Raw genomic sequence first — 15894 nt, 5'->3', positions numbered from 1 at the left:
AATGGGCTTTATCATTCCCCTTGCATGACCACAAAGCGCCAAGCCCATCATTGGGCTGCATATACCAGTGAAGGTGCATGCCGCCCTTTCGGGGGGTGAATATGCGTCTAGTTCCCGGCAGTGCCACGGATCGTCTCCGCAAGGTCATGAATGCTTGCTCCCTCAGCCTCTGAAGGATCAGCATGCGTTATTTCTTTCAGGTCAAGTGAGACCGGCTCAATTACCGTCCCATCAGGCAGCTCAATGCGAGCCTTGTGCTTGTCGCACAGAGCGACCGCCTTGGTGATCCACTTGATGTCAGGCAGCGCGCTCATTTTTCCTGCGCCTCCCTTGCTTTCAGAAGGGCCATACAGCGGGCGGCTTCTTCGGTTTCGGCTTCGGACCAGAACGTATCAATATAGGAATATTCCTCAGAGGCCGTCTTGATGCCAGCGTGATAGTAGGAATCAGCGCCTACCCACTCCGATCCATCGGTCCATTTAGTCAATCTCGCAGACTCCAGCGTCCATTGAGCTGGTGCATACTCCCGCTCAAGCGCCTTTACGGCATTCAGATCGGTGACGGGGTTGTTGACCTTCTGCCCGCCGCTCCTTGTTTCATTTTTCCTAATCGGACCTATGGGCGATGGAAAATGATATGCACCACTCACCAGCGTAAGCACCTGCGCTCCAAGCTCTGCCAGCTCTTCACGACCTGTGTTCTCGTCTACTGTTGAGAGACGGGAGAGAAGGGTGGCGAGGTCAGCCATTTGTGATACTCGCCAGAAAATCAAACGCCGGTCCAAAAAAAATGGCCGTAGCTAAGCCACCAACGGTGAACAATATACTTAGAATCGTAACACCTATCTTTTTGTCTAGCTTTCTATCGAAGTGCTTATATGGAGTTTCTATGTTCAATATTGCGGTAAGCATTGCCGAAATGCCGACCATAAGAAGAAATAATGATGCAAGCCCGCTCATCACCCCACTCCTTCTGTTGAGATAATAGCGTAGTGGGTGAATTGGGCGGAATGGTAATAGAGGCCATCCAGCGTTGCCCAATTGTAACCATTGTATCCTTCATCCCATTCCGCAGAAACATGCGTCCCGTCCCGTTTGTCGTATAGAACTACGGGCTTATCATTCGGCGCATTCTCCATATCTGTCTTCCATTCCAGAAGAAGTCCGGAGTTGCGGAGGGCGCGGCCAGTATCATACGACCAGTCGTCTATAAGATGATTGTACGGCGGCTTAAGCCATTCTGGGTTCTTGGCTATTGCTTCAATCAAGCTTTTAAAGGAACCCCTCAGAATCTCTTCAGCTTTCATTGGTGCCTCCAAGGGCTTGGTGGGAATCCCCGAGGTCGCCGTAAAACTCGTTAGGATCAAACATCCCGTCACAGTCGCATATCTTGGCTTCAGCCATATCGAGCTTCTTTCGCAACCGCTCTACCTCAGCAATAAGGGCTGGTATCAGCTCAATGTCGGCCTCAACAAGTTCGTGCTCAATTCCATCCAGAGCGTGGATTATATCAGACCACCCGGAACGCTTCCGGCGCTTCTGAAGATACACATCAAGCTCAGCGGCCCGTGCTTTTATCGGTTCAAGATTTAGGGTCATTTGTATCTCCAAGGGCTTGGCGCATCTCTTCCAAGTGCTTTCCATCAATCGGAAGCTCGAATGAAACAGTGTAAGTTTTACCGGCCTCGAAATGCGGACGGCTTCTCAAAATTTCGTCTACGGCCTCATCAAAATGAGCCATTAGCTCCCGCAACCGTCTCACCTCACCTATAAGGGCAAGGGTTGTTGCTGGGTCCGCGGAGCCTTCCCGCGCGTCTCTCTCTATACGGTCAAGGTTAAGGGTCATTGGGTGGACTCCTCTTTCAGCGGCCAATTACCTTGGCGGCAATCCTCGCTGTAAATGTCGACCAGTAAGAAGATGTCTTCGTCTGGATCCGGGCAAAGCTCGGAATTCTTCCAGTCATCGAAGCTGTTGAACGCCTCTTCAACGATTTGTTGAGCGGGTGTCATATCCATTTCGCCTTTCTGTAGTTCGGGTGTTTCTTTGAAAGCGGGCTGATCTTGGGCTGCGGTATGCCGGGGAGTCCTCGCTCCTTGCGCCGATCACGACGGGCGTTCTGCGATCCTTGTTCGCCCCTTATCCGGCGCCCCTTGGCAATCAGGGCAGCTTCATCATTCGTCTTGCTTCTCGCGCATTCGGAGCGATACAGAGCCCGGTTATCGAGATCGTTTGTTCCGCCCAGATCCAATGCAATCAGGTGCTCATCAATGACGCGGCGAGGCTCTGTGAAGTCGAGCTTCTGCTCACAACCGCAGCCGCACTTGCCCTCTTGCTGGATAATCAGCAGGCCGAACTCTCGACGAGATAGGGCCTTTCTCTTTACGGCTTTGGTCATCAGAACGGTATCTCGTCTTCATTGATCTTGCGCAGCCTATGGATTTCCCGAAGCATTGCTCCGTCCTCCCATCCCGCATCCGCCTCGAAGGCATGACCAAGTGACGCCATGACAAAGAACTTCACGCCCCGATTTTCACGGGCGAGCCGTTTTGCTTCTGTCTGCGCGGCAGTCAGCGTGTAATGCCGATGCGGATATGAGCTGGGTCCGCGCTCATCGCTGACAACGATGTAGAAGAGGTCGCTCATCACGCCACCTCGCTTTCAGTGTTGGCATCGGAGAGCTGGCGCTCGTTCTTGACCGCGAGAAGATCATCGTAAACGTCCGGGTAGGCGTTTTCGCATTCGTCCAATATAGACATGCTGTTGACCCAAAGCAGAGCTGCAGCTTTCTCCGGTGCGCGTTCCAGGTGGATCATCATCGCCGCCTTCCAGAGCTTTACGTCCTTGTCTGCAGCATCGGAAAAGTCGATTTGCGGTATCTTTGGCAGAGGGGGCTGCGCATCTTCTGAAGGAGTGCTTTCTGCAGCTTCGGGCGCGTCATCTTCAATGTCGATCACGTCTTCATTCAATGCCGCCAGTGAGAGCTTGCTTGAACGCGGCTCTGGAAGGCGCTCGGCTTTGTCCAGATCGTGCAGGTGGTCATCTCGGCTTATGACATCCATGATGTCAGTGGAAAGAGGCGCGCGCTTTGCGAGGCGGCGAAGAACTGTCTTCTTCCACATCTCTCCAACAAACGGGCCATTCCACGGGCCGTTCTTTGCCTTTGAGATCGATCGAACTTTCGCAATCTCGTCGGCGCCCATGATGTCTCGATATATGCCGCCATCTTTTGTGCGGATGATCGCATAAGCAGCAATCATTTCCCCACGGTTCATTAGAGCCGGGCTGTGTTCGATACGCTCTTCATCACCGAGAACGTAGGTGAAGCTGTCGTTCTTATGGACGACGTGCGCACTGATGCTTGCAACCTCGCCAGACTGCCGAATGAGCTTCAGCAAGCCGCCGATCATCGGGATGTATTGCGCTTCATAACCGTTTTTCTGGCTGCGGTAAGCGACAATTGCGGCGTCTCGGCCATCAGGAATCAGGCCGTCTTTTGCGCAAGCCATGCAAGCAGACCAAACGGTCTTTGGGTTTTCCTGCAGCGCTTTTTGCACATAGCCGTCACCGGCAATGGCATTTGCGACAATCCGCTTGAAGCGGTCGATTGAGACGTGCTTCGGCAGCGCGTCTTCAAAGCTAGGGGCGACTTGATCAAGCGTGTCACGCCATGTCGTTGGAGCTTTTGGTGGCGTCTTCACAGTTACATCATTCATGTCGAAATGCTCCGCTTGTATTGAAGGTTTGCGAGGTGGTGGTCTTCGAGCTCTTCCAGCGGCTCAGAATGATGCCACGGCGTGTCCAGACTGAAGCGATCGCGAAAGTCTCGGTAGTTTTCGAGGGCCAGCTCAATGGCGTTTTGCGCCTCCTCGTAGACTGTGCCCGTGGGCTCGTGCAGGCGAGGGACGAGAATTGGAGCTTTGCCGGTTCTGTCGTCGCGAACCTGATAGAATAGCCACACCCATTTCCACTCATCGCGAGAGGCGATTTGTTTCAACGAAGTGAGGTTCTCGTCCGTTGTGCCGGCACCGGTGATAATCCGCCCCGCCTGGACGTGTTCGCGAAGAGCTGAGCGTGCTTCATCGTAGAAGACGCGCTGCAGGTCATACTCAAGTTCAGTTATCTGCTTGATCACCGACTGGGCGACGTTTCGGCCCTGCCAATTCGACATGCTTTTTAGGTCGAGATTGAAGCCCGGCTGCAGGCAGTCGAAGCGTGCTCTATAGAGCGTGTCGTCGCCCTCACGGCGCCAGAACACAGATACTTCGTTGAGTCCGCCGCGAATGGCTGGCCCTATATCCTCGTGAGCCAATGCCAGTTCAGACATGTGACGGACGCAGCGGTCTTGCCGTGCGGTGAGGGGGGTCATACCGCCCTCCACAAGTTCGCGGTGTTCTTCGACAATCAGATCCCACGATCGGTGGTGAAGATTGTACGCCCGAAATTTCTCAACGAGGTCGGGCTTGTTGCTGGTTGCCTTGAATTCAATGTCGAACAGGTTGAGAAGTTCGCGCAAGTCCTTCACCGTTCGGGCGGCGTTCGGATAATCCTTTGGGTCCGGCTCGACCGCAAACCGCTCTGCGTAAGCCTGCTCGCCTTCGAGCAACAGACAATGAAGCGCGCTGCCAAGCGTTCGTGCCGCCGAGTCAGAGCTCCGCTCATAGTGTGGGTTGTGTGCAGACTCATACCACCAGTCTGCAGGGTTCTTGAGCAGCTTTTTGATATCTGATGAGCCGATTGCATCAACCGCGAAATAGTCGCTGTCAGGCAAGTTCAGGTAAACGCCAGGCTCACTAATGACGGCCTTCTGCATTCCATCAGCCATTGTCTGTCTCCATTTCAACGAGTGCGAAAATCTCGATCAGAACGTCACGGGCTCGTTCTTGCTGGTGTGTGTTGAGTACCGCTGTCAGAAGCTCATCCCGTGCGTCTTCGAGGGCGGTGACGGCCCGTTCTGAAAGGGTGTGCTCAGATGGGCGCTGGCGGGGCATTGAAGGGCAGAGCATTCCGGTCATTTACGAGGTTCCTTCTGTAGTTCCATTTCGACAAGCTTGGCGGCTGCTCTTGCCGCTGCGGCAACGGCCATGATGCGTCGCGCATGTCTCTCAAGGTCATCGGCTCTGTCACGTAGGCGGCAGACCTCAACGCCAGCATGAGCGCGGGTGATGGTGGGGCACCGCATAGGTTCGCGGGACGCATGGGCGGATAGGTTGAAAACGGGGGTCATGTGGCGTCCTTCCATTCTTCACAGAACAGACCGCAATCGAATTTCATCGTATTAAGGGGAGACCCTGTCGCCAGTGGATCGAGTTCATCGAGAAAGATACGTTCGCCCTTTACGCGAACGAGCCGCACGCCCAAGCGACGAGATTGCTCTGCTCGTTCAGCAAAGACTTTAGGGCGTGTTCTCCTGACGAGATTCCAATAAGTGGGGCTTGTTGCCTTCACGCATCCGATACAATTTGCGTTTGGATAGCCTTCGGCATAGATCCCGGGAGGATTAATCCCAGCCGAAATGATCAGCCTTCCGCAGTCGTCACGGGTTAGCTTTCGATCAATAAGCACTGGCAATACGTTCTCGCGCTCGGTTTGAACGAATTTTTGGTGGCGCTTCAACTCGTCGTACGAGAAGCCGAGCACATGCCAATCTGGCTTATGAATCGCCTCCCACTCTTGGCGGGCCTCTTTCTTCAGGTGGACAGTACATGGCGCCCCGTGAGGAAACGACATCGCCCCGCGTTTGTCCCATACATCAACAGCTGATGAGGTCGGGTATTTGCTGGCAATGACTGTTTCGACACGAACTCCGAGCCATTCCTCGCAGTCTCGCAGGAAACGGCGATTGTCATCGTCTTCCTCTGATATCGGCGTGTTGAGGACGCGCACATCGTATTTGTCCGAATAGCTGTCCAAAGCGATTTTGGCAGCAACCGCTGACACGACACCGCAAGAGAACCACACAGCGATGGTTGGGCGGTGAAGGCGCTCTTGACGCGAAAGGCGGTCAAGGAATGCTTCGTTTGCTTTGACGGCTTGCTGGTAGGTCATGGCTTGCCCGCCCTACCGCAGTAGCCAACGTCCTTTTTGCGTGTCACGATGGCCATGGGCGAAGTCTTGCCGATATCGGCTTCGTAAGTGTCGGGGTAGCGCTCAATCAATGCCTTGGCGTTATCAAGCGTGGCGCCGAATGTGGAGCCAGCATAAGCCTCCACCTGCCACGCCATACACGCGGACGCTGAGCACATACTGCCAATGAATACGCAGCAGCCTTTCTCTCTCGCTTCATCTTCAGTCAGCATCAAACATCTCCATAGTTAGTGGCAGCACCTCACCGGCCAGCCAGATAAGGCGGGCACCAGCGAGGGCGAAAATCAGGGTTAGTGTGATCACGGGTTCACCATTGCTTTGGTCAGCTGCTCGATCGCGCTGGTCTTGTTGCGGTGAAGGATGCGGATCTGTTCGGAAAAGCTCTTGGCCTTCGGGAAATGGAAAGCGAAATCCACCAGCGGGACAGTCAGCTGAACGAGTGTGCAGAAGTCCCGCGCCACTGTTTCGTAATCCCACAGCTGCAAGCGGCGCTCTGCTATCCGGTATGCCGCCTCTATCGCGTCAATCTTTGACTGAAAGGCGAGGCTACGAACATTGATCGCCTCTTTGTCTGGCGTGCAGCCGAGGATGGCGTGAAGAACCGCGCTCATGCTGCTTGCCCCTGCTTGAGTTGAGCAGTGACCGAGCGAATACGATCCACAGCGGCAGAGACACCATGGCGTTCAATCCATGCTGCTGCGTTTCTCCAATCGCGCCAGTCAGCGAACAGGTCGAAGCCATGATGACGGCAATTGTTCGCAAGATTGGCGAGCTGGTAGTTGCGAAGGCCGCGCCCCTCGATGCGTGAGATTGTTTTCTCACAGCGATCAATGACCCGCTCGACTGGCGACATGGCGTCATACTTTGCGCTGATACGGCTCAGAGCGCGTTCGCGGTCCAGGTGCTCGTAGAAGTCTGGGTGGTCATGTGCGGCCATCTCATAATCTCCTTGGGACAGCCCGGCGCTCGGCGGGACGGGTGGGGGAGGAGCCGAGCCTTTGGCTGGGGTTCCGGGCTGTCTTGAGGAGAATATGCAAAATGCATAATGCGCTGTCAATGGTAATTTGCGCAAAATGCGTAATTAGTTTATGCAGGGGTACGAAAAAGCCCGCACGGGGCGGGCTGTGGGAAGGACTTGCTATGAGCGACGACTATGTCAGATTATCGCAATTGGTGGACGCGCTAGATAAGCGCCTGCGGGAATTGGAGCGACGGCATTGTGGGAAGGTGCGCCATAAACTCCAATCCAAGATAGTTATTACTATTCCAGATGGATGGACGCCGACTCGACTCGTTGGCGAAGATCGGCCACTTCAGCCTGAGTGAATCGCAGAAAGCTCTGAAGAACATCAACATCCATTGGTCCGGAATCCTTTGGCGGGCGCACATCGGGGTTCATCAGGGCATTCCAGAATTGATCCTGCTCGCCTAAACCCTCGTTTTTCATTATATGAACAATAACCGCCACAAGAACATGCTTGAGCACGGCATTCTGGCCGATGAGGAGCTGAAAGCGTTTCTCCGCCTCTGCTTCGTCTGTCATCCTATCCCCCTGAATACGGTAGTCACCTTGCCCGCGAGCTGATTTCGGGCTATTTTTCGCAATGGCTCAAGTGTCTCTCATAGGCGCTGCGAAGGCCTGTCATGTCTGCGGTGCCCGACCTCCGCTCCATGTCGACGCGGATTTCAGGATATTTCCATCCCGTGTAGATGTATTCAATCGTAGTTTCAGAGACGCTGAGATCTTTGTTGTAATCAGCGCCTTCTGTCATAAAACGGTCTCCGACCGTGCGGTATTCATATTCACCACGATGCGGACCTTTTACGCGCCAGCCTGGCTCAAAAACGCCGTCCCCCGTGATCTCGACAAAAACCGGATCTAGCGACAGGAATCTTCCATTTATTGGCTCAACAACATAAGATTCGTCCGCGGCTTTGACGGTGGAGCATAATGAGCCATCTTTGAATTCAGTGATGATTGTTTTCCAGCCATCCTCTTCAGCCACCAGTTTCGAGTAGTATCCAGGTCGAAACTCGTACTCTTGGCCGATTTGCCATTCATCAGGCAGGTGATTTTGAGCGAAAGATGGCGGCGAAATCAATCCCGCAAGGGTGATGACAGTGACTGCCCGCCAGCTTTTAAAACATAGCCCGACTAAGCCAGAGCACTCGCCCAATGAAATAAAGCTCTTCATTGCTATCGATCCTTTGAGTTTCATAGTGCTTGTTGTCCGATTCAACGATCAGCTCCCGGCCATTCATCGCCATAGACAGACGCTTCACATAGAGCTGGCCTGCGATGTTGATAACATATATCCCGGCGCCCTGCATTTTCCGCACTGTCTGATCGATTAAGATCATATCTCCCGGACGAAGTGTGGGTTCCATACTATCGCCACGAACGGTGATTAGTGCCAGATTGTCAGAGCTTGAGCGGGTGAGGCGGTTCAAGTCATCCACCAAGAACGGGTGATAGTGCAGGGGCTCGCCTTCATCAACTATTGAGCCAACGCCAGCGCTTGCGGAGAGGTCAAAGACCGGTACAGATGCCACGTCGCCCATAGGTTTGTCGATAGCTGGTGCGGCGTCGTCTTCTCCAAACAGTAGCCAGTTTGGTTTAATCCGGTAGGCGCGGGAATACCTCTTTGCCGTCTCTGCGGAGAAGCCCCGCGAGTCGTTTTCGTGTCCCGCATAGGTCGAATACTTCCAGCCGAACGCCTCGCAGGCGTCCATCGCGTTTTCGTATCCCGCCTTTTTGCGAGCCTGAATCAGTCTTTGGCCTTTAGTCATGGCGCAAGAATATTCGAGTGAATTACGCATTGGGCGTTGACAGCGCATTACGCATCACGCATAACGACATTATGCGAACCTTTATCGATGTGATCAGAAAGTGGCCATCCATCAAAGCGCTGGCCGAGGATGTTGGGCTCCCATACCCGACCGTCGCTTCGTGGCGTGCTCGTGGGAGCATCCCGCCTGAGCATTGGCCCATCGTCCGCAGAAGAGGACTGATGCGCGGTATTACCGGCCTTTCGTCTGAAGCATTTGAGAAGATGGCTGTTCAGCGCGCCAAAAACAAAGAGCCGGAGTGCGCAAAGTGACACCCGGCTCAAGCCTTTTCCACCGCGGGGGAAGGCCCCGCACTTTCCTCCCCAAACGAACTGGGGCCGGTGCAGCCTTGCGCCGCATCGGCCAATTTTTCCAGTTCTCGGGCAACACCCAAGTGAAACGTTTCAAGACGTTGCGCGGCCCTAGCAATTGCACCCGCTTTTGCCGCTCTCGCCTTATGTCTCTCAATTCGTTCGTCCATCGCGTCTCCGGTGTGTCTCACTGGCTTCCAGCAGGGAGGCCTCTGTCATGACTATGATGGAGACGACTTTGCAAAGCAGCGGAAAATTCCCCCCAGATGCGCAAGCCTTTACCTCGCGCTTCGCTGAAATGGCGTTCAAGCGATACGGATTCGACAACACGGCTAAGAAGCTGGCCCGCGATATCGGCGTTTCTCACCGCACAGCTGAGGGCTGGCTCAGTGAGGGCAAGGCCCCGCACATCGATACCTTTCGCAGCATCATCAAGTCATGGGGGCGTGATGCACTCCTGATCCTCTTTTCCCCAGAGATTGAAGACCATGCCGCACAGCTCGAACGAGAAGCCGAAGAGGCCGAAGCCCGCGCACGTGAACTTAAAGCGAAACTCGCGGCTCTGCGCGCTGAACGCGTTCATTCGTAAGGCGGTTGCCGATTGGAAGTCGTGGCGTCTTCGCAAGAAAATCAAAGAAGAAGAAAGGCGGAAAAATGCCAAATCATAACACCGCTACTCCTATTTGGAAAAAGACCCACGCTGTTGCTGTTAAGGCTGGTCTGGCGCTGACAAATCTTGGGACCGGCGAAAATACGTTCTGGTGCATGATGCCCGGCGAAATCCCGGTGTCGCGCCGAACGGTTAAAGCCTGGCTCTCACGTGATTTGCTGAACCCCACCCACCGCGACTTGCTGGGGGGGGTACTGAGTTACGACATCGTGGAGGCGGCGCATGAAGAAGCCTAAGCCTCTACCACAACTCGCGTGCGCGAAAGACGGCCACACCTGCAAGCCAAACGAAGTGAAGATCCGCGACGAACAGCTTTGGTGCCCCAAGTGCGCAGAGGACTTCTTCGACGCTCCACGGCGTGAACGCGAGAAGCGGGAGGTCAGCAATGCCTGATCCATCATTCACTACCGCCTTTGTCCTTATCGCTATTGCCGCGTCTATTCCGGCAAGCGTCTACGCTTTCGACCAGTATTTCATGCGTATCGAGCCTTTCGACTGGCTGAAGCCTGTGTCGTTCGCTGTTGCGGCTCTCATTCTGGCTGCGGGGGTGATGGCATGACGATCAGGAGAAACAAATTCGGCGCAAAGCGGACAGAGCTTGACGGCATTATGTTCGATAGCAAGGCCGAGGCAAGCCGTTACGCCACGCTCAAGATTATGCAGAAGGCTGGCGAGATATCCGATCTGAAATGCCAGCCAGGCTACACCCTGTCGGCATATGACGAGTTCGGCAACGTATTCGATATCGGAGTTTATAAGGCGGACTTCGAATACACCGACGCGAATGGCTCTCTGGTCGTCGAAGACGTGAAAGGCGGGAAGGCAACGCTCACGCCGCTGTCACGCTGGAAGATCAAGCACTTTCAAGCACAGTACGGACTCACCGTGAGCCTGATCGATGGCAAGGGGAGGGCAATCTAATGGCATTCGATAGTAACCTGCGCCCGACAATCATGATCGCTGATGTGATGCAGGCGACCGTTGAGCTGACCGGATTCTCAGCGGACACGTTACGCTCGAACAAGCGAAATGCTGATCTTTCTGAAGCTCGTCAATTCCTGATGTACGTGGCCAGAAAAAACACGGGCAAGAGTTTTCCGCAGCTCGGGCGCGCGCTCAATCGCGATCACACAGCGATAATCTACGGCGTTCGGAAAGTTGAGCGGCTTGTGCAGAAGGATTCTCTCTTCGCGCTCGTCTGCGAGGCGATCCGAGAGCGTGCAGAGCAAATCTATTACCATCGCAACGGCGGCATGACGAAGACTGAGACGCCCTTTGCGACGATCTATGGCGTTTCCGCAAGCGCATTTCCGAAAACCGGAATCTTCAAAGCCATTCAACAGAAAATCAAACAGGAGGCGCATTGTGGCTAATCCGTTGCTCAACATATCCGACATTCGTGTGAATGGCGGCACTCAATCTCGCGCCGCTATAAACAAGGAAGTTGTTGCAGATTATGCCGAAGCTATGCGCGATGGTGCGCAGTTTCCGGCGATTGTCGTCTTCTATGACGGCTCCTCATATTGGCTGGCTGATGGCTTTCATCGGTATGAAGCCTTCGCCCGTGCGGAGAAATATGAGGTTCCTGCGGAGATTCATCAGGGCACCCAGCGTGACGCGATCCTTTATAGCGTGGGCGCAAATGCTCAACACGGATTGCGGCGATCTTCAGACGACAAGCGCCGGGCTGTCCAGGTCCTCTTGAATGATCCTGAGTGGTCATCATGGTCTAATCGAGAAATTGCTCGTCAATGCGGGGTTTCTGATTGGCTTGTGCGTGATCTTCGCAACTCCCTCACTGCGAGTTCACGCAGTGAGAAACGCACGTACACGACCAAGCATGGCACGCAAGCAGAAATGAAGACCGAAAATATCGGGGTTCAATCAAAACGCGATCAAAAAACAGTCGTTTCGGAATCGCCTGACATTCTGCCCGCAGACGGCCAGGCGGAAGCTGCCCAATCAAAACATGATCAAGAGTTTACCGAACCTGATGACCCGGTCGAGGCACAGCTACGGAAAGATTTTGCAGCGCTGTCTGAAGATGGCTGGGCCGACGCGTATGTCGGTTTGATGGTCGAAAACATGGAGCTTCGCGATCTGAATAAAACGCAAGCTGCGACCATCCGTGAACTCAATTCGCGTCTCAAGGAATTTGACGGCGATCAGAGCGCGACAATTCGCAAATTGCAGAAACAAATCCGGCACAAGGAAAGCGAGATGTTCCGCGCCAACGACAAAGCGGACAGGGCTATGGCTCGCGCCAAGGCGCTTGAGAAGCGGGTTTCTGAACTCGAAAGCCTTGGAATGGCGCTGTGAGAATATTGCGTCGCATCCATGCCCATGGCGGCAAAGTGGTCAGAAATGGCCACACGTTTCGGCTTCAGCCGGGCCGTATGAGCGCGGATGCAATCCTCTGGGTCAAGGCGAACATGGAAGACGTGAAGCGGGAAGTCTGGCCGCTTTATGACGACTGGCAGGAGCGCGCTGCGATCATGGAATTTGATGGCGGGTTCAGTCGCGAGGCTGCGGAGCGCGCCGCTTACGAATGCATGAAGGAGGCTGAATATGCTGGCGCTGCATGAGGGTAAAGAGATTGTCCTACGGGACTATCAGGCAAACGCGATTGAAGCCTTGCGTGAGAATATCCGGCAGGGCCTACGACGCAATATTCTTTGCGCTGGTACAGGTGCCGGTAAGACCCTGACAGCCGGAAGCCTTCTGAAACAGGCGAGCGGAAAGGGTAGCTATTCGCTTTTCATTGTGGATCGCGTGGCCCTGGTAGACCAGACGAGCGCCGTTTTTGATGAGTACGGCATCCCGCACGGTGTTCTTCAGGGCATTCACCCGCGCTACTCTCCGCGCGAACATGTGCAGGTTTGTTCAGCGCAGACGCTGGCACGCCGCTTTCTGCCGCGTGATCCTGACCTTATCGTCGTCGACGAAGCGCACACCCGTTATGCCGGCACACTGAAATACATGGAGCAGTACCCGGACGCTGTGAAGATCGGGCTTACCGCGACACCCTTCACAAAGGGTATGGCGAACGAGTGGGACGCCGTTGTGAACGTCATTCCGACGCGCCGCCTGATCGAGCAAGGCTTTCTCATTGAGCCTAAAATCTACGTGGCGCGTTCGCCGGAAGATTCAGAACTGGGGCTGAACAGCTTCGGCGAATTTTCAGATGAAAGCGCGGCCTCTGCCGGTATTCGCATTATTGGTGATGTTGTGTCGGAGTGGATCGACAAGACGCACGAGCATTTCGGCGGACCTGCAAAGACGATTGTGTTTTCGCCGACCGTTGAGCATGGACGTGAGCTTTGTGACGCGTTCCGAGCCGCCGGATATAACTTCCAGCAGATCAGCTATCTGGATAAGAGCGATGATGAGCGACGGGACAAGATCGCCGAATTTCGGCGCCCAGACAGTCTAATAGATGGGCTGGTTTCATGCGGCGTTCTGACCAAGGGATTTGACGTTCCAGAGGTCCGTATTGGTGTGAGCTGCAAGCCCTACAAGAAAAGCCTTTCCAGCCACATGCAGGAAATCGGCCGCGTTATGCGCTCACTTCCTGATGGATCGGAGAAAAAGGCGCTCTGGCTGGACCATAGCGGCAATATCGAACGCTTTGCCGTTGAGATGTATGACGTCTGGGAGAACGGTGCTGGCGAGCTGGACAAGTCAACCATGCTTGATTCAAAGCCGCGCGAACGCTCTGAGCAGGTGCGTGAAAAGGTCGTTTGCCCTGAATGCTCTGGCGCAATTCGTGGAAGCATTTGCACGGCTTGTGGATGGGAGCGGCCCGCGCGCTCAAGCATCACCGTAGCAGACGGAGAGCTTCAGGAATTCAGTCTTGAGCGAATGGCAATGCAACCGCGCGCCGGACTTCGTGCTGACTGCTTGAAGGAGCCACGCAAAGTCTGGGAGGCGGCGCTTACATATTGCTTTGAGCGCAGCCGAAAGGGCGAGGAGCACGCGCGGAAGTGGGCCTATGGAATCTTTCGCGGCGTCTATCCGGATTCAAAGCTGCCGTTTGGGTGGTTTGACATGTCTCCGGTCAGTGCTGATCCGCACGCCTATGCTCTGATTGAGCGGGAAACAAAACGCTTCCGCAAACAGTCCAGGCGGAGGGCGGCATGACGCTTTATGAAGCTATGAGCGCGGCCTGCGATGCTGTTGGCATATGTGTTCCACAGCGAACCGCGCCGGGCGTCTGGTCGCAATCCCCCGTGATTGGCAAGAAGGCAAGCAATCGCTCGGGCCGGGTTCTGATTTTTGACGACCAGCGCGGCGGTATTGCGAAGAACTACGCGACCGGAATTGAAGAGAGATTCAGTATTACGGGCGATAGCCAGCGCGTTCTGTCCGATAGGGAGCGGTCAGAGATCACAAGGCAGCGGCGGGAAAGAGCGGAACGCGCAGAGCGCGAGCAAAACGCGGTAGCGCAGATTTGCGCCGACATCGTCCGGGAATGCCGCCCGGAAACACACCCATATCTTGAGCGTAAGGGCTTTCCCGATGAGGTGGCCCTTGTGCACGATGATCCGCGCAAACACTTCCCGGCCAATCGCTTTGGCGAGCGCCTGATGAAATCCATGATGGAGTTTGACGCGCCGCTTCTCGTCGTGCCGGGCCGGATCGGAAAGACCATTACGACGGTTCAATTTATCCGCGATGATGGTGAGAAAAAGAATATCCTGCGCGGGAAAATGGATGGCGCGTGCCACCGTATCGCCACAGGGCGCGAAACATGGGTCGCTGAGGGTTTTGCTACTGGCTTGACTATACGCGCTGCTCTGGGGCGTCTGGGGCGTTCAGCGACGGTTCTTTGCGGCTTCTCTGCGTCCAATGTTGAGAAGGTCGCGAAAAACCATCCGTATTCGATCATAGCTGCCGACAATGACAATCCAGTTGCTCAATTTGATGGGCAGGGGACTGGGGAGTTTTACGCCCGCAGATCCGGGCATGTCTGGACCATGCCGCCGAATGTCGAGCAGGACTTCAATGATTTTCAATCTGATGAGGGGCTGAGGGCTGTTGCGTTGCATCTGAAGGGGGTTGCCCCATGAAGCGCGAAGCAGTTCTTGCTATGTTCTCAATTCGTCCGCATAAAGAACGAGCCGACAAGGTGTTGACGCACCCTGACGGCTCTAACCCCAACGGATCACGGAAGGATCACGTCATGGCTTCCCCTCACATATGCTCAATTCCTTACTGCAGCAAGCCGCACGTAGCGCGTGGTTGGTGTAGTTCTCATTATCTTCGCTGGCAGCGTCACGGCGATCCGTTGGCCGGTCGCACCGCGCAGGGGGAGCCGCTTGCCTTTCTTGAAGCAGCCTTGGCTGCGGATACTGACGACTGCATTCCTTGGCCGTTTGGAAAAGGTCTTGATGGCAGGGCTCGTATCGTGCTCAACGGTCGCAAATGCATCGTGTCCCGTGTTGTCTGTGAGCGCGCGCATGGCACACCGCCGACGCCTAGGCACGAAGCAGCACACAGCTGCGGCATGGGCCACGAGGGTTGTATAAATCCGCGCCACCTTCGATGGGCCACAGCATCTGAAAACCAAAAGGACCGGGCTGAACATGGCACTCACACCATGGGTGAACGGAACCCTAAGGCTGTGCTTACGGAATCCGACGTACATCAGATCAGACGCCTTATTGCTGACGGCAACACGCGCCGCGCTTTAGCCCGCGAGTATGGAGTTAGCCGACACACCATCGCTGATATTGCTGCTCGCAGAACTTGGGCTTGGCTTGAGGATTCTCAGATGGGGTAGCGAAAACATCGCCCGGAGCGCTGTTCGGGCAAGTCAATTGGAGTGCGATGCGCATACGGATTGATCGGCATGGGGATGGCAAGCCCCCGGTGTTCTCGCCGCAAGAGAGCGACATAGGCCCCTCACGAGTAGCCCCCGCCCGGAATGGGGTGGAAGCGAAAGGGTCAGACAGCGCGCTCACACGAGCGCTTGCCCACACTGGATGCACCCTCAGGTGG

At 54.9% G+C, this 15894-nt stretch carries 30 protein-coding genes; 11 read left to right on the top strand and 19 right to left on the bottom strand.

Annotation, left to right across the window (positions count from 1 at the left end; translation table 11 throughout):
• Positions 1 to 107 precede the first annotated feature (107 nt).
• The 19 genes from ACFQDM_RS07255 to ACFQDM_RS07165 all read right to left on the bottom strand — a co-directional run bounded on the left by ACFQDM_RS07255 (position 108) and on the right by ACFQDM_RS07165 (position 8874).
• Entirely contained in the window at positions 108 to 314 is a 207-nt protein-coding gene (locus ACFQDM_RS07255; protein ID WP_377377387.1) for a hypothetical protein, read from the bottom strand.
• Positions 311 to 748, bottom strand: a complete 438-nt coding sequence (locus ACFQDM_RS07250; RefSeq protein ID WP_377377384.1) for a hypothetical protein — start codon at positions 746 to 748, stop codon at positions 311 to 313. The genes ACFQDM_RS07255 and ACFQDM_RS07250 overlap by 4 nt, the downstream gene beginning before the upstream one ends.
• On the bottom strand, positions 741 to 959 hold the full coding sequence (locus ACFQDM_RS07245; protein WP_377377381.1) for a hypothetical protein: 219 nt from the start codon (positions 957 to 959) through the stop codon (positions 741 to 743). Before ACFQDM_RS07245 ends, ACFQDM_RS07250 begins: the two co-directional genes overlap by 8 nt.
• Positions 959 to 1306 carry a hypothetical protein gene (locus ACFQDM_RS07240; protein WP_377377378.1) on the bottom strand — a complete coding sequence of 116 codons (348 nt, stop codon included), beginning with the start codon at positions 1304 to 1306 and terminating at the stop codon, positions 959 to 961. The genes ACFQDM_RS07245 and ACFQDM_RS07240 overlap by 1 nt, the downstream gene beginning before the upstream one ends.
• Complete coding sequence (locus ACFQDM_RS07235) at positions 1296 to 1598, bottom strand: hypothetical protein (RefSeq protein ID WP_377377375.1); 303 nt, start codon at positions 1596 to 1598, stop codon at positions 1296 to 1298. Before ACFQDM_RS07235 ends, ACFQDM_RS07240 begins: the two co-directional genes overlap by 11 nt.
• Entirely contained in the window at positions 1582 to 1845 is a 264-nt protein-coding gene (locus ACFQDM_RS07230) for a hypothetical protein (RefSeq protein WP_377377372.1), read from the bottom strand. Before ACFQDM_RS07230 ends, ACFQDM_RS07235 begins: the two co-directional genes overlap by 17 nt.
• Positions 1842 to 2009, bottom strand: coding sequence for a hypothetical protein (locus ACFQDM_RS07225; RefSeq protein ID WP_377377369.1), 168 nt, complete (start codon positions 2007 to 2009; stop codon positions 1842 to 1844). The genes ACFQDM_RS07230 and ACFQDM_RS07225 overlap by 4 nt, the downstream gene beginning before the upstream one ends.
• Positions 2006 to 2395, bottom strand: a complete 390-nt coding sequence (locus ACFQDM_RS07220) for a hypothetical protein (protein ID WP_377377366.1) — start codon at positions 2393 to 2395, stop codon at positions 2006 to 2008. The genes ACFQDM_RS07225 and ACFQDM_RS07220 overlap by 4 nt, the downstream gene beginning before the upstream one ends.
• Complete coding sequence (locus ACFQDM_RS07215; RefSeq protein WP_377377363.1) at positions 2395 to 2643, bottom strand: hypothetical protein; 249 nt, start codon at positions 2641 to 2643, stop codon at positions 2395 to 2397. The genes ACFQDM_RS07220 and ACFQDM_RS07215 overlap by 1 nt, the downstream gene beginning before the upstream one ends.
• Entirely contained in the window at positions 2643 to 3713 is a 1071-nt protein-coding gene (locus tag ACFQDM_RS07210) for a recombinase RecT (protein WP_377377360.1), read from the bottom strand. Before ACFQDM_RS07210 ends, ACFQDM_RS07215 begins: the two co-directional genes overlap by 1 nt.
• Positions 3710 to 4822 (bottom strand): PD-(D/E)XK nuclease-like domain-containing protein, encoded by a 1113-nt coding sequence (locus ACFQDM_RS07205; RefSeq protein ID WP_377377357.1) that lies wholly within the window; start codon positions 4820 to 4822, stop codon positions 3710 to 3712. The genes ACFQDM_RS07210 and ACFQDM_RS07205 overlap by 4 nt, the downstream gene beginning before the upstream one ends.
• On the bottom strand, positions 4815 to 5003 hold the full coding sequence (locus ACFQDM_RS07200) for a hypothetical protein (RefSeq protein WP_377377354.1): 189 nt from the start codon (positions 5001 to 5003) through the stop codon (positions 4815 to 4817). The genes ACFQDM_RS07205 and ACFQDM_RS07200 overlap by 8 nt, the downstream gene beginning before the upstream one ends.
• Positions 5004 to 5220: 217 nt before the next feature.
• Complete coding sequence (locus tag ACFQDM_RS07195) at positions 5221 to 6045, bottom strand: hypothetical protein (protein ID WP_377377351.1); 825 nt, start codon at positions 6043 to 6045, stop codon at positions 5221 to 5223.
• Positions 6042 to 6296, bottom strand: coding sequence for a hypothetical protein (locus ACFQDM_RS07190; RefSeq protein WP_377377349.1), 255 nt, complete (start codon positions 6294 to 6296; stop codon positions 6042 to 6044). The genes ACFQDM_RS07195 and ACFQDM_RS07190 overlap by 4 nt, the downstream gene beginning before the upstream one ends.
• Positions 6297 to 6383: 87 nt before the next feature.
• Positions 6384 to 6695, bottom strand: coding sequence for a hypothetical protein (locus ACFQDM_RS07185; RefSeq protein WP_377377346.1), 312 nt, complete (start codon positions 6693 to 6695; stop codon positions 6384 to 6386).
• Positions 6692 to 7021: a hypothetical protein gene (locus ACFQDM_RS07180; RefSeq protein WP_377377343.1), complete on the bottom strand. Its 330-nt coding sequence runs from the start codon at positions 7019 to 7021 to the stop codon at positions 6692 to 6694. Before ACFQDM_RS07180 ends, ACFQDM_RS07185 begins: the two co-directional genes overlap by 4 nt.
• A 324-nt stretch (positions 7022 to 7345) precedes the next feature.
• Entirely contained in the window at positions 7346 to 7627 is a 282-nt protein-coding gene (locus ACFQDM_RS07175; protein WP_377377341.1) for a hypothetical protein, read from the bottom strand.
• A gap of 49 nt (positions 7628 to 7676) precedes the next feature.
• Entirely contained in the window at positions 7677 to 8279 is a 603-nt protein-coding gene (locus tag ACFQDM_RS07170) for a hypothetical protein (RefSeq protein WP_377377339.1), read from the bottom strand.
• Positions 8224 to 8874 (bottom strand): LexA family transcriptional regulator, encoded by a 651-nt coding sequence (locus tag ACFQDM_RS07165; RefSeq protein WP_377377336.1) that lies wholly within the window; start codon positions 8872 to 8874, stop codon positions 8224 to 8226. Before ACFQDM_RS07165 ends, ACFQDM_RS07170 begins: the two co-directional genes overlap by 56 nt.
• Positions 8875 to 9441: 567 nt before the next feature.
• Here ACFQDM_RS07165 and ACFQDM_RS07160 point away from each other — a divergent pair.
• Genes ACFQDM_RS07160 through ACFQDM_RS07110 form a run of 11 tightly spaced genes read left to right on the top strand, consistent with a single transcriptional unit; the run spans position 9442 to position 15676 of the window.
• Positions 9442 to 9813, top strand: a complete 372-nt coding sequence (locus ACFQDM_RS07160; protein ID WP_377377334.1) for a hypothetical protein — start codon at positions 9442 to 9444, stop codon at positions 9811 to 9813.
• A gap of 5 nt (positions 9814 to 9818) precedes the next feature.
• Positions 9819 to 10130, top strand: coding sequence for a hypothetical protein (locus ACFQDM_RS07155; protein ID WP_377377333.1), 312 nt, complete (start codon positions 9819 to 9821; stop codon positions 10128 to 10130).
• The gene (locus tag ACFQDM_RS07150) at positions 10117 to 10287 is read left to right on the top strand and encodes a hypothetical protein (RefSeq protein ID WP_377377331.1); all 171 of its coding nucleotides are present in this window, start codon (positions 10117 to 10119) and stop codon (positions 10285 to 10287) included. The genes ACFQDM_RS07155 and ACFQDM_RS07150 overlap by 14 nt, the downstream gene beginning before the upstream one ends.
• Positions 10280 to 10453 (top strand): hypothetical protein, encoded by a 174-nt coding sequence (locus ACFQDM_RS07145; protein WP_377377329.1) that lies wholly within the window; start codon positions 10280 to 10282, stop codon positions 10451 to 10453. The genes ACFQDM_RS07150 and ACFQDM_RS07145 overlap by 8 nt, the downstream gene beginning before the upstream one ends.
• Positions 10450 to 10815 carry a DUF1064 domain-containing protein gene (locus ACFQDM_RS07140; protein ID WP_377377327.1) on the top strand — a complete coding sequence of 122 codons (366 nt, stop codon included), beginning with the start codon at positions 10450 to 10452 and terminating at the stop codon, positions 10813 to 10815. Before ACFQDM_RS07145 ends, ACFQDM_RS07140 begins: the two co-directional genes overlap by 4 nt.
• Entirely contained in the window at positions 10815 to 11267 is a 453-nt protein-coding gene (locus ACFQDM_RS07135) for a helix-turn-helix domain-containing protein (RefSeq protein ID WP_377377325.1), read from the top strand. Before ACFQDM_RS07140 ends, ACFQDM_RS07135 begins: the two co-directional genes overlap by 1 nt.
• Complete coding sequence (locus tag ACFQDM_RS07130; RefSeq protein ID WP_377377322.1) at positions 11260 to 12213, top strand: ParB N-terminal domain-containing protein; 954 nt, start codon at positions 11260 to 11262, stop codon at positions 12211 to 12213. Before ACFQDM_RS07135 ends, ACFQDM_RS07130 begins: the two co-directional genes overlap by 8 nt.
• Positions 12210 to 12479 carry a hypothetical protein gene (locus ACFQDM_RS07125; protein ID WP_377377320.1) on the top strand — a complete coding sequence of 90 codons (270 nt, stop codon included), beginning with the start codon at positions 12210 to 12212 and terminating at the stop codon, positions 12477 to 12479. The genes ACFQDM_RS07130 and ACFQDM_RS07125 overlap by 4 nt, the downstream gene beginning before the upstream one ends.
• Positions 12463 to 14034, top strand: a complete 1572-nt coding sequence (locus ACFQDM_RS07120) for a DEAD/DEAH box helicase (RefSeq protein ID WP_377377317.1) — start codon at positions 12463 to 12465, stop codon at positions 14032 to 14034. Before ACFQDM_RS07125 ends, ACFQDM_RS07120 begins: the two co-directional genes overlap by 17 nt.
• The gene (locus ACFQDM_RS07115; RefSeq protein ID WP_377377314.1) at positions 14031 to 14963 is read left to right on the top strand and encodes a hypothetical protein; all 933 of its coding nucleotides are present in this window, start codon (positions 14031 to 14033) and stop codon (positions 14961 to 14963) included. The genes ACFQDM_RS07120 and ACFQDM_RS07115 overlap by 4 nt, the downstream gene beginning before the upstream one ends.
• Positions 14960 to 15676 carry a helix-turn-helix domain-containing protein gene (locus ACFQDM_RS07110; protein ID WP_377377312.1) on the top strand — a complete coding sequence of 239 codons (717 nt, stop codon included), beginning with the start codon at positions 14960 to 14962 and terminating at the stop codon, positions 15674 to 15676. The genes ACFQDM_RS07115 and ACFQDM_RS07110 overlap by 4 nt, the downstream gene beginning before the upstream one ends.
• Positions 15677 to 15894 lie beyond the last annotated feature (218 nt).

It is taken from the genome of Ponticaulis profundi (genome assembly GCF_042659465.1).
In the GTDB taxonomy this organism is placed as follows: Bacteria; Pseudomonadota; Alphaproteobacteria; order Caulobacterales; family Hyphomonadaceae; genus Ponticaulis; species Ponticaulis profundi.
The sequence above is the reverse complement of the archived record's forward strand: the minus strand, read 5'-3'. Positions and strand labels throughout refer to the sequence as shown.

What these genes read in the sequence shown, in the direction of transcription:
- ACFQDM_RS07225 (WP_377377369.1), bottom strand. Translation starts at nt 2,009, where the DNA reads ATGACACCCGCTCAACAAATCGTTGAAGAGGCGTTCAACAGCTTCGAT.
- ACFQDM_RS07175 (WP_377377341.1), bottom strand. Translation starts at nt 7,627, where the DNA reads ATGACAGACGAAGCAGAGGCGGAGAAACGCTTTCAGCTCCTCATCGGC.
- ACFQDM_RS07150 (WP_377377331.1), top strand. Translation starts at nt 10,117, where the DNA reads ATGAAGAAGCCTAAGCCTCTACCACAACTCGCGTGCGCGAAAGACGGC.
- ACFQDM_RS07215 (WP_377377363.1), bottom strand. Translation starts at nt 2,643, where the DNA reads ATGAGCGACCTCTTCTACATCGTTGTCAGCGATGAGCGCGGACCCAGC.
- ACFQDM_RS07180 (WP_377377343.1), bottom strand. Translation starts at nt 7,021, where the DNA reads ATGGCCGCACATGACCACCCAGACTTCTACGAGCACCTGGACCGCGAA.
- ACFQDM_RS07240 (WP_377377378.1), bottom strand. Translation starts at nt 1,306, where the DNA reads ATGAAAGCTGAAGAGATTCTGAGGGGTTCCTTTAAAAGCTTGATTGAA.
- ACFQDM_RS07115 (WP_377377314.1), top strand. Translation starts at nt 14,031, where the DNA reads ATGACGCTTTATGAAGCTATGAGCGCGGCCTGCGATGCTGTTGGCATA.
- ACFQDM_RS07255 (WP_377377387.1), bottom strand. Translation starts at nt 314, where the DNA reads ATGAGCGCGCTGCCTGACATCAAGTGGATCACCAAGGCGGTCGCTCTG.
- ACFQDM_RS07165 (WP_377377336.1), bottom strand. Translation starts at nt 8,874, where the DNA reads ATGACTAAAGGCCAAAGACTGATTCAGGCTCGCAAAAAGGCGGGATAC.
- ACFQDM_RS07200 (WP_377377354.1), bottom strand. Translation starts at nt 5,003, where the DNA reads ATGCTCTGCCCTTCAATGCCCCGCCAGCGCCCATCTGAGCACACCCTT.
- ACFQDM_RS07210 (WP_377377360.1), bottom strand. Translation starts at nt 3,713, where the DNA reads ATGAATGATGTAACTGTGAAGACGCCACCAAAAGCTCCAACGACATGG.
- ACFQDM_RS07195 (WP_377377351.1), bottom strand. Translation starts at nt 6,045, where the DNA reads ATGACCTACCAGCAAGCCGTCAAAGCAAACGAAGCATTCCTTGACCGC.
- ACFQDM_RS07220 (WP_377377366.1), bottom strand. Translation starts at nt 2,395, where the DNA reads ATGACCAAAGCCGTAAAGAGAAAGGCCCTATCTCGTCGAGAGTTCGGC.
- ACFQDM_RS07235 (WP_377377375.1), bottom strand. Translation starts at nt 1,598, where the DNA reads ATGACCCTAAATCTTGAACCGATAAAAGCACGGGCCGCTGAGCTTGAT.
- ACFQDM_RS07145 (WP_377377329.1), top strand. Translation starts at nt 10,280, where the DNA reads ATGCCTGATCCATCATTCACTACCGCCTTTGTCCTTATCGCTATTGCC.
- ACFQDM_RS07120 (WP_377377317.1), top strand. Translation starts at nt 12,463, where the DNA reads ATGCTGGCGCTGCATGAGGGTAAAGAGATTGTCCTACGGGACTATCAG.
- ACFQDM_RS07250 (WP_377377384.1), bottom strand. Translation starts at nt 748, where the DNA reads ATGGCTGACCTCGCCACCCTTCTCTCCCGTCTCTCAACAGTAGACGAG.
- ACFQDM_RS07110 (WP_377377312.1), top strand. Translation starts at nt 14,960, where the DNA reads ATGAAGCGCGAAGCAGTTCTTGCTATGTTCTCAATTCGTCCGCATAAA.
- ACFQDM_RS07135 (WP_377377325.1), top strand. Translation starts at nt 10,815, where the DNA reads ATGGCATTCGATAGTAACCTGCGCCCGACAATCATGATCGCTGATGTG.
- ACFQDM_RS07160 (WP_377377334.1), top strand. Translation starts at nt 9,442, where the DNA reads ATGACTATGATGGAGACGACTTTGCAAAGCAGCGGAAAATTCCCCCCA.
- ACFQDM_RS07185 (WP_377377346.1), bottom strand. Translation starts at nt 6,695, where the DNA reads ATGAGCGCGGTTCTTCACGCCATCCTCGGCTGCACGCCAGACAAAGAG.
- ACFQDM_RS07205 (WP_377377357.1), bottom strand. Translation starts at nt 4,822, where the DNA reads ATGGCTGATGGAATGCAGAAGGCCGTCATTAGTGAGCCTGGCGTTTAC.
- ACFQDM_RS07230 (WP_377377372.1), bottom strand. Translation starts at nt 1,845, where the DNA reads ATGACCCTTAACCTTGACCGTATAGAGAGAGACGCGCGGGAAGGCTCC.
- ACFQDM_RS07190 (WP_377377349.1), bottom strand. Translation starts at nt 6,296, where the DNA reads ATGCTGACTGAAGATGAAGCGAGAGAGAAAGGCTGCTGCGTATTCATT.
- ACFQDM_RS07170 (WP_377377339.1), bottom strand. Translation starts at nt 8,279, where the DNA reads ATGAAGAGCTTTATTTCATTGGGCGAGTGCTCTGGCTTAGTCGGGCTA.
- ACFQDM_RS07140 (WP_377377327.1), top strand. Translation starts at nt 10,450, where the DNA reads ATGACGATCAGGAGAAACAAATTCGGCGCAAAGCGGACAGAGCTTGAC.
- ACFQDM_RS07245 (WP_377377381.1), bottom strand. Translation starts at nt 959, where the DNA reads ATGAGCGGGCTTGCATCATTATTTCTTCTTATGGTCGGCATTTCGGCA.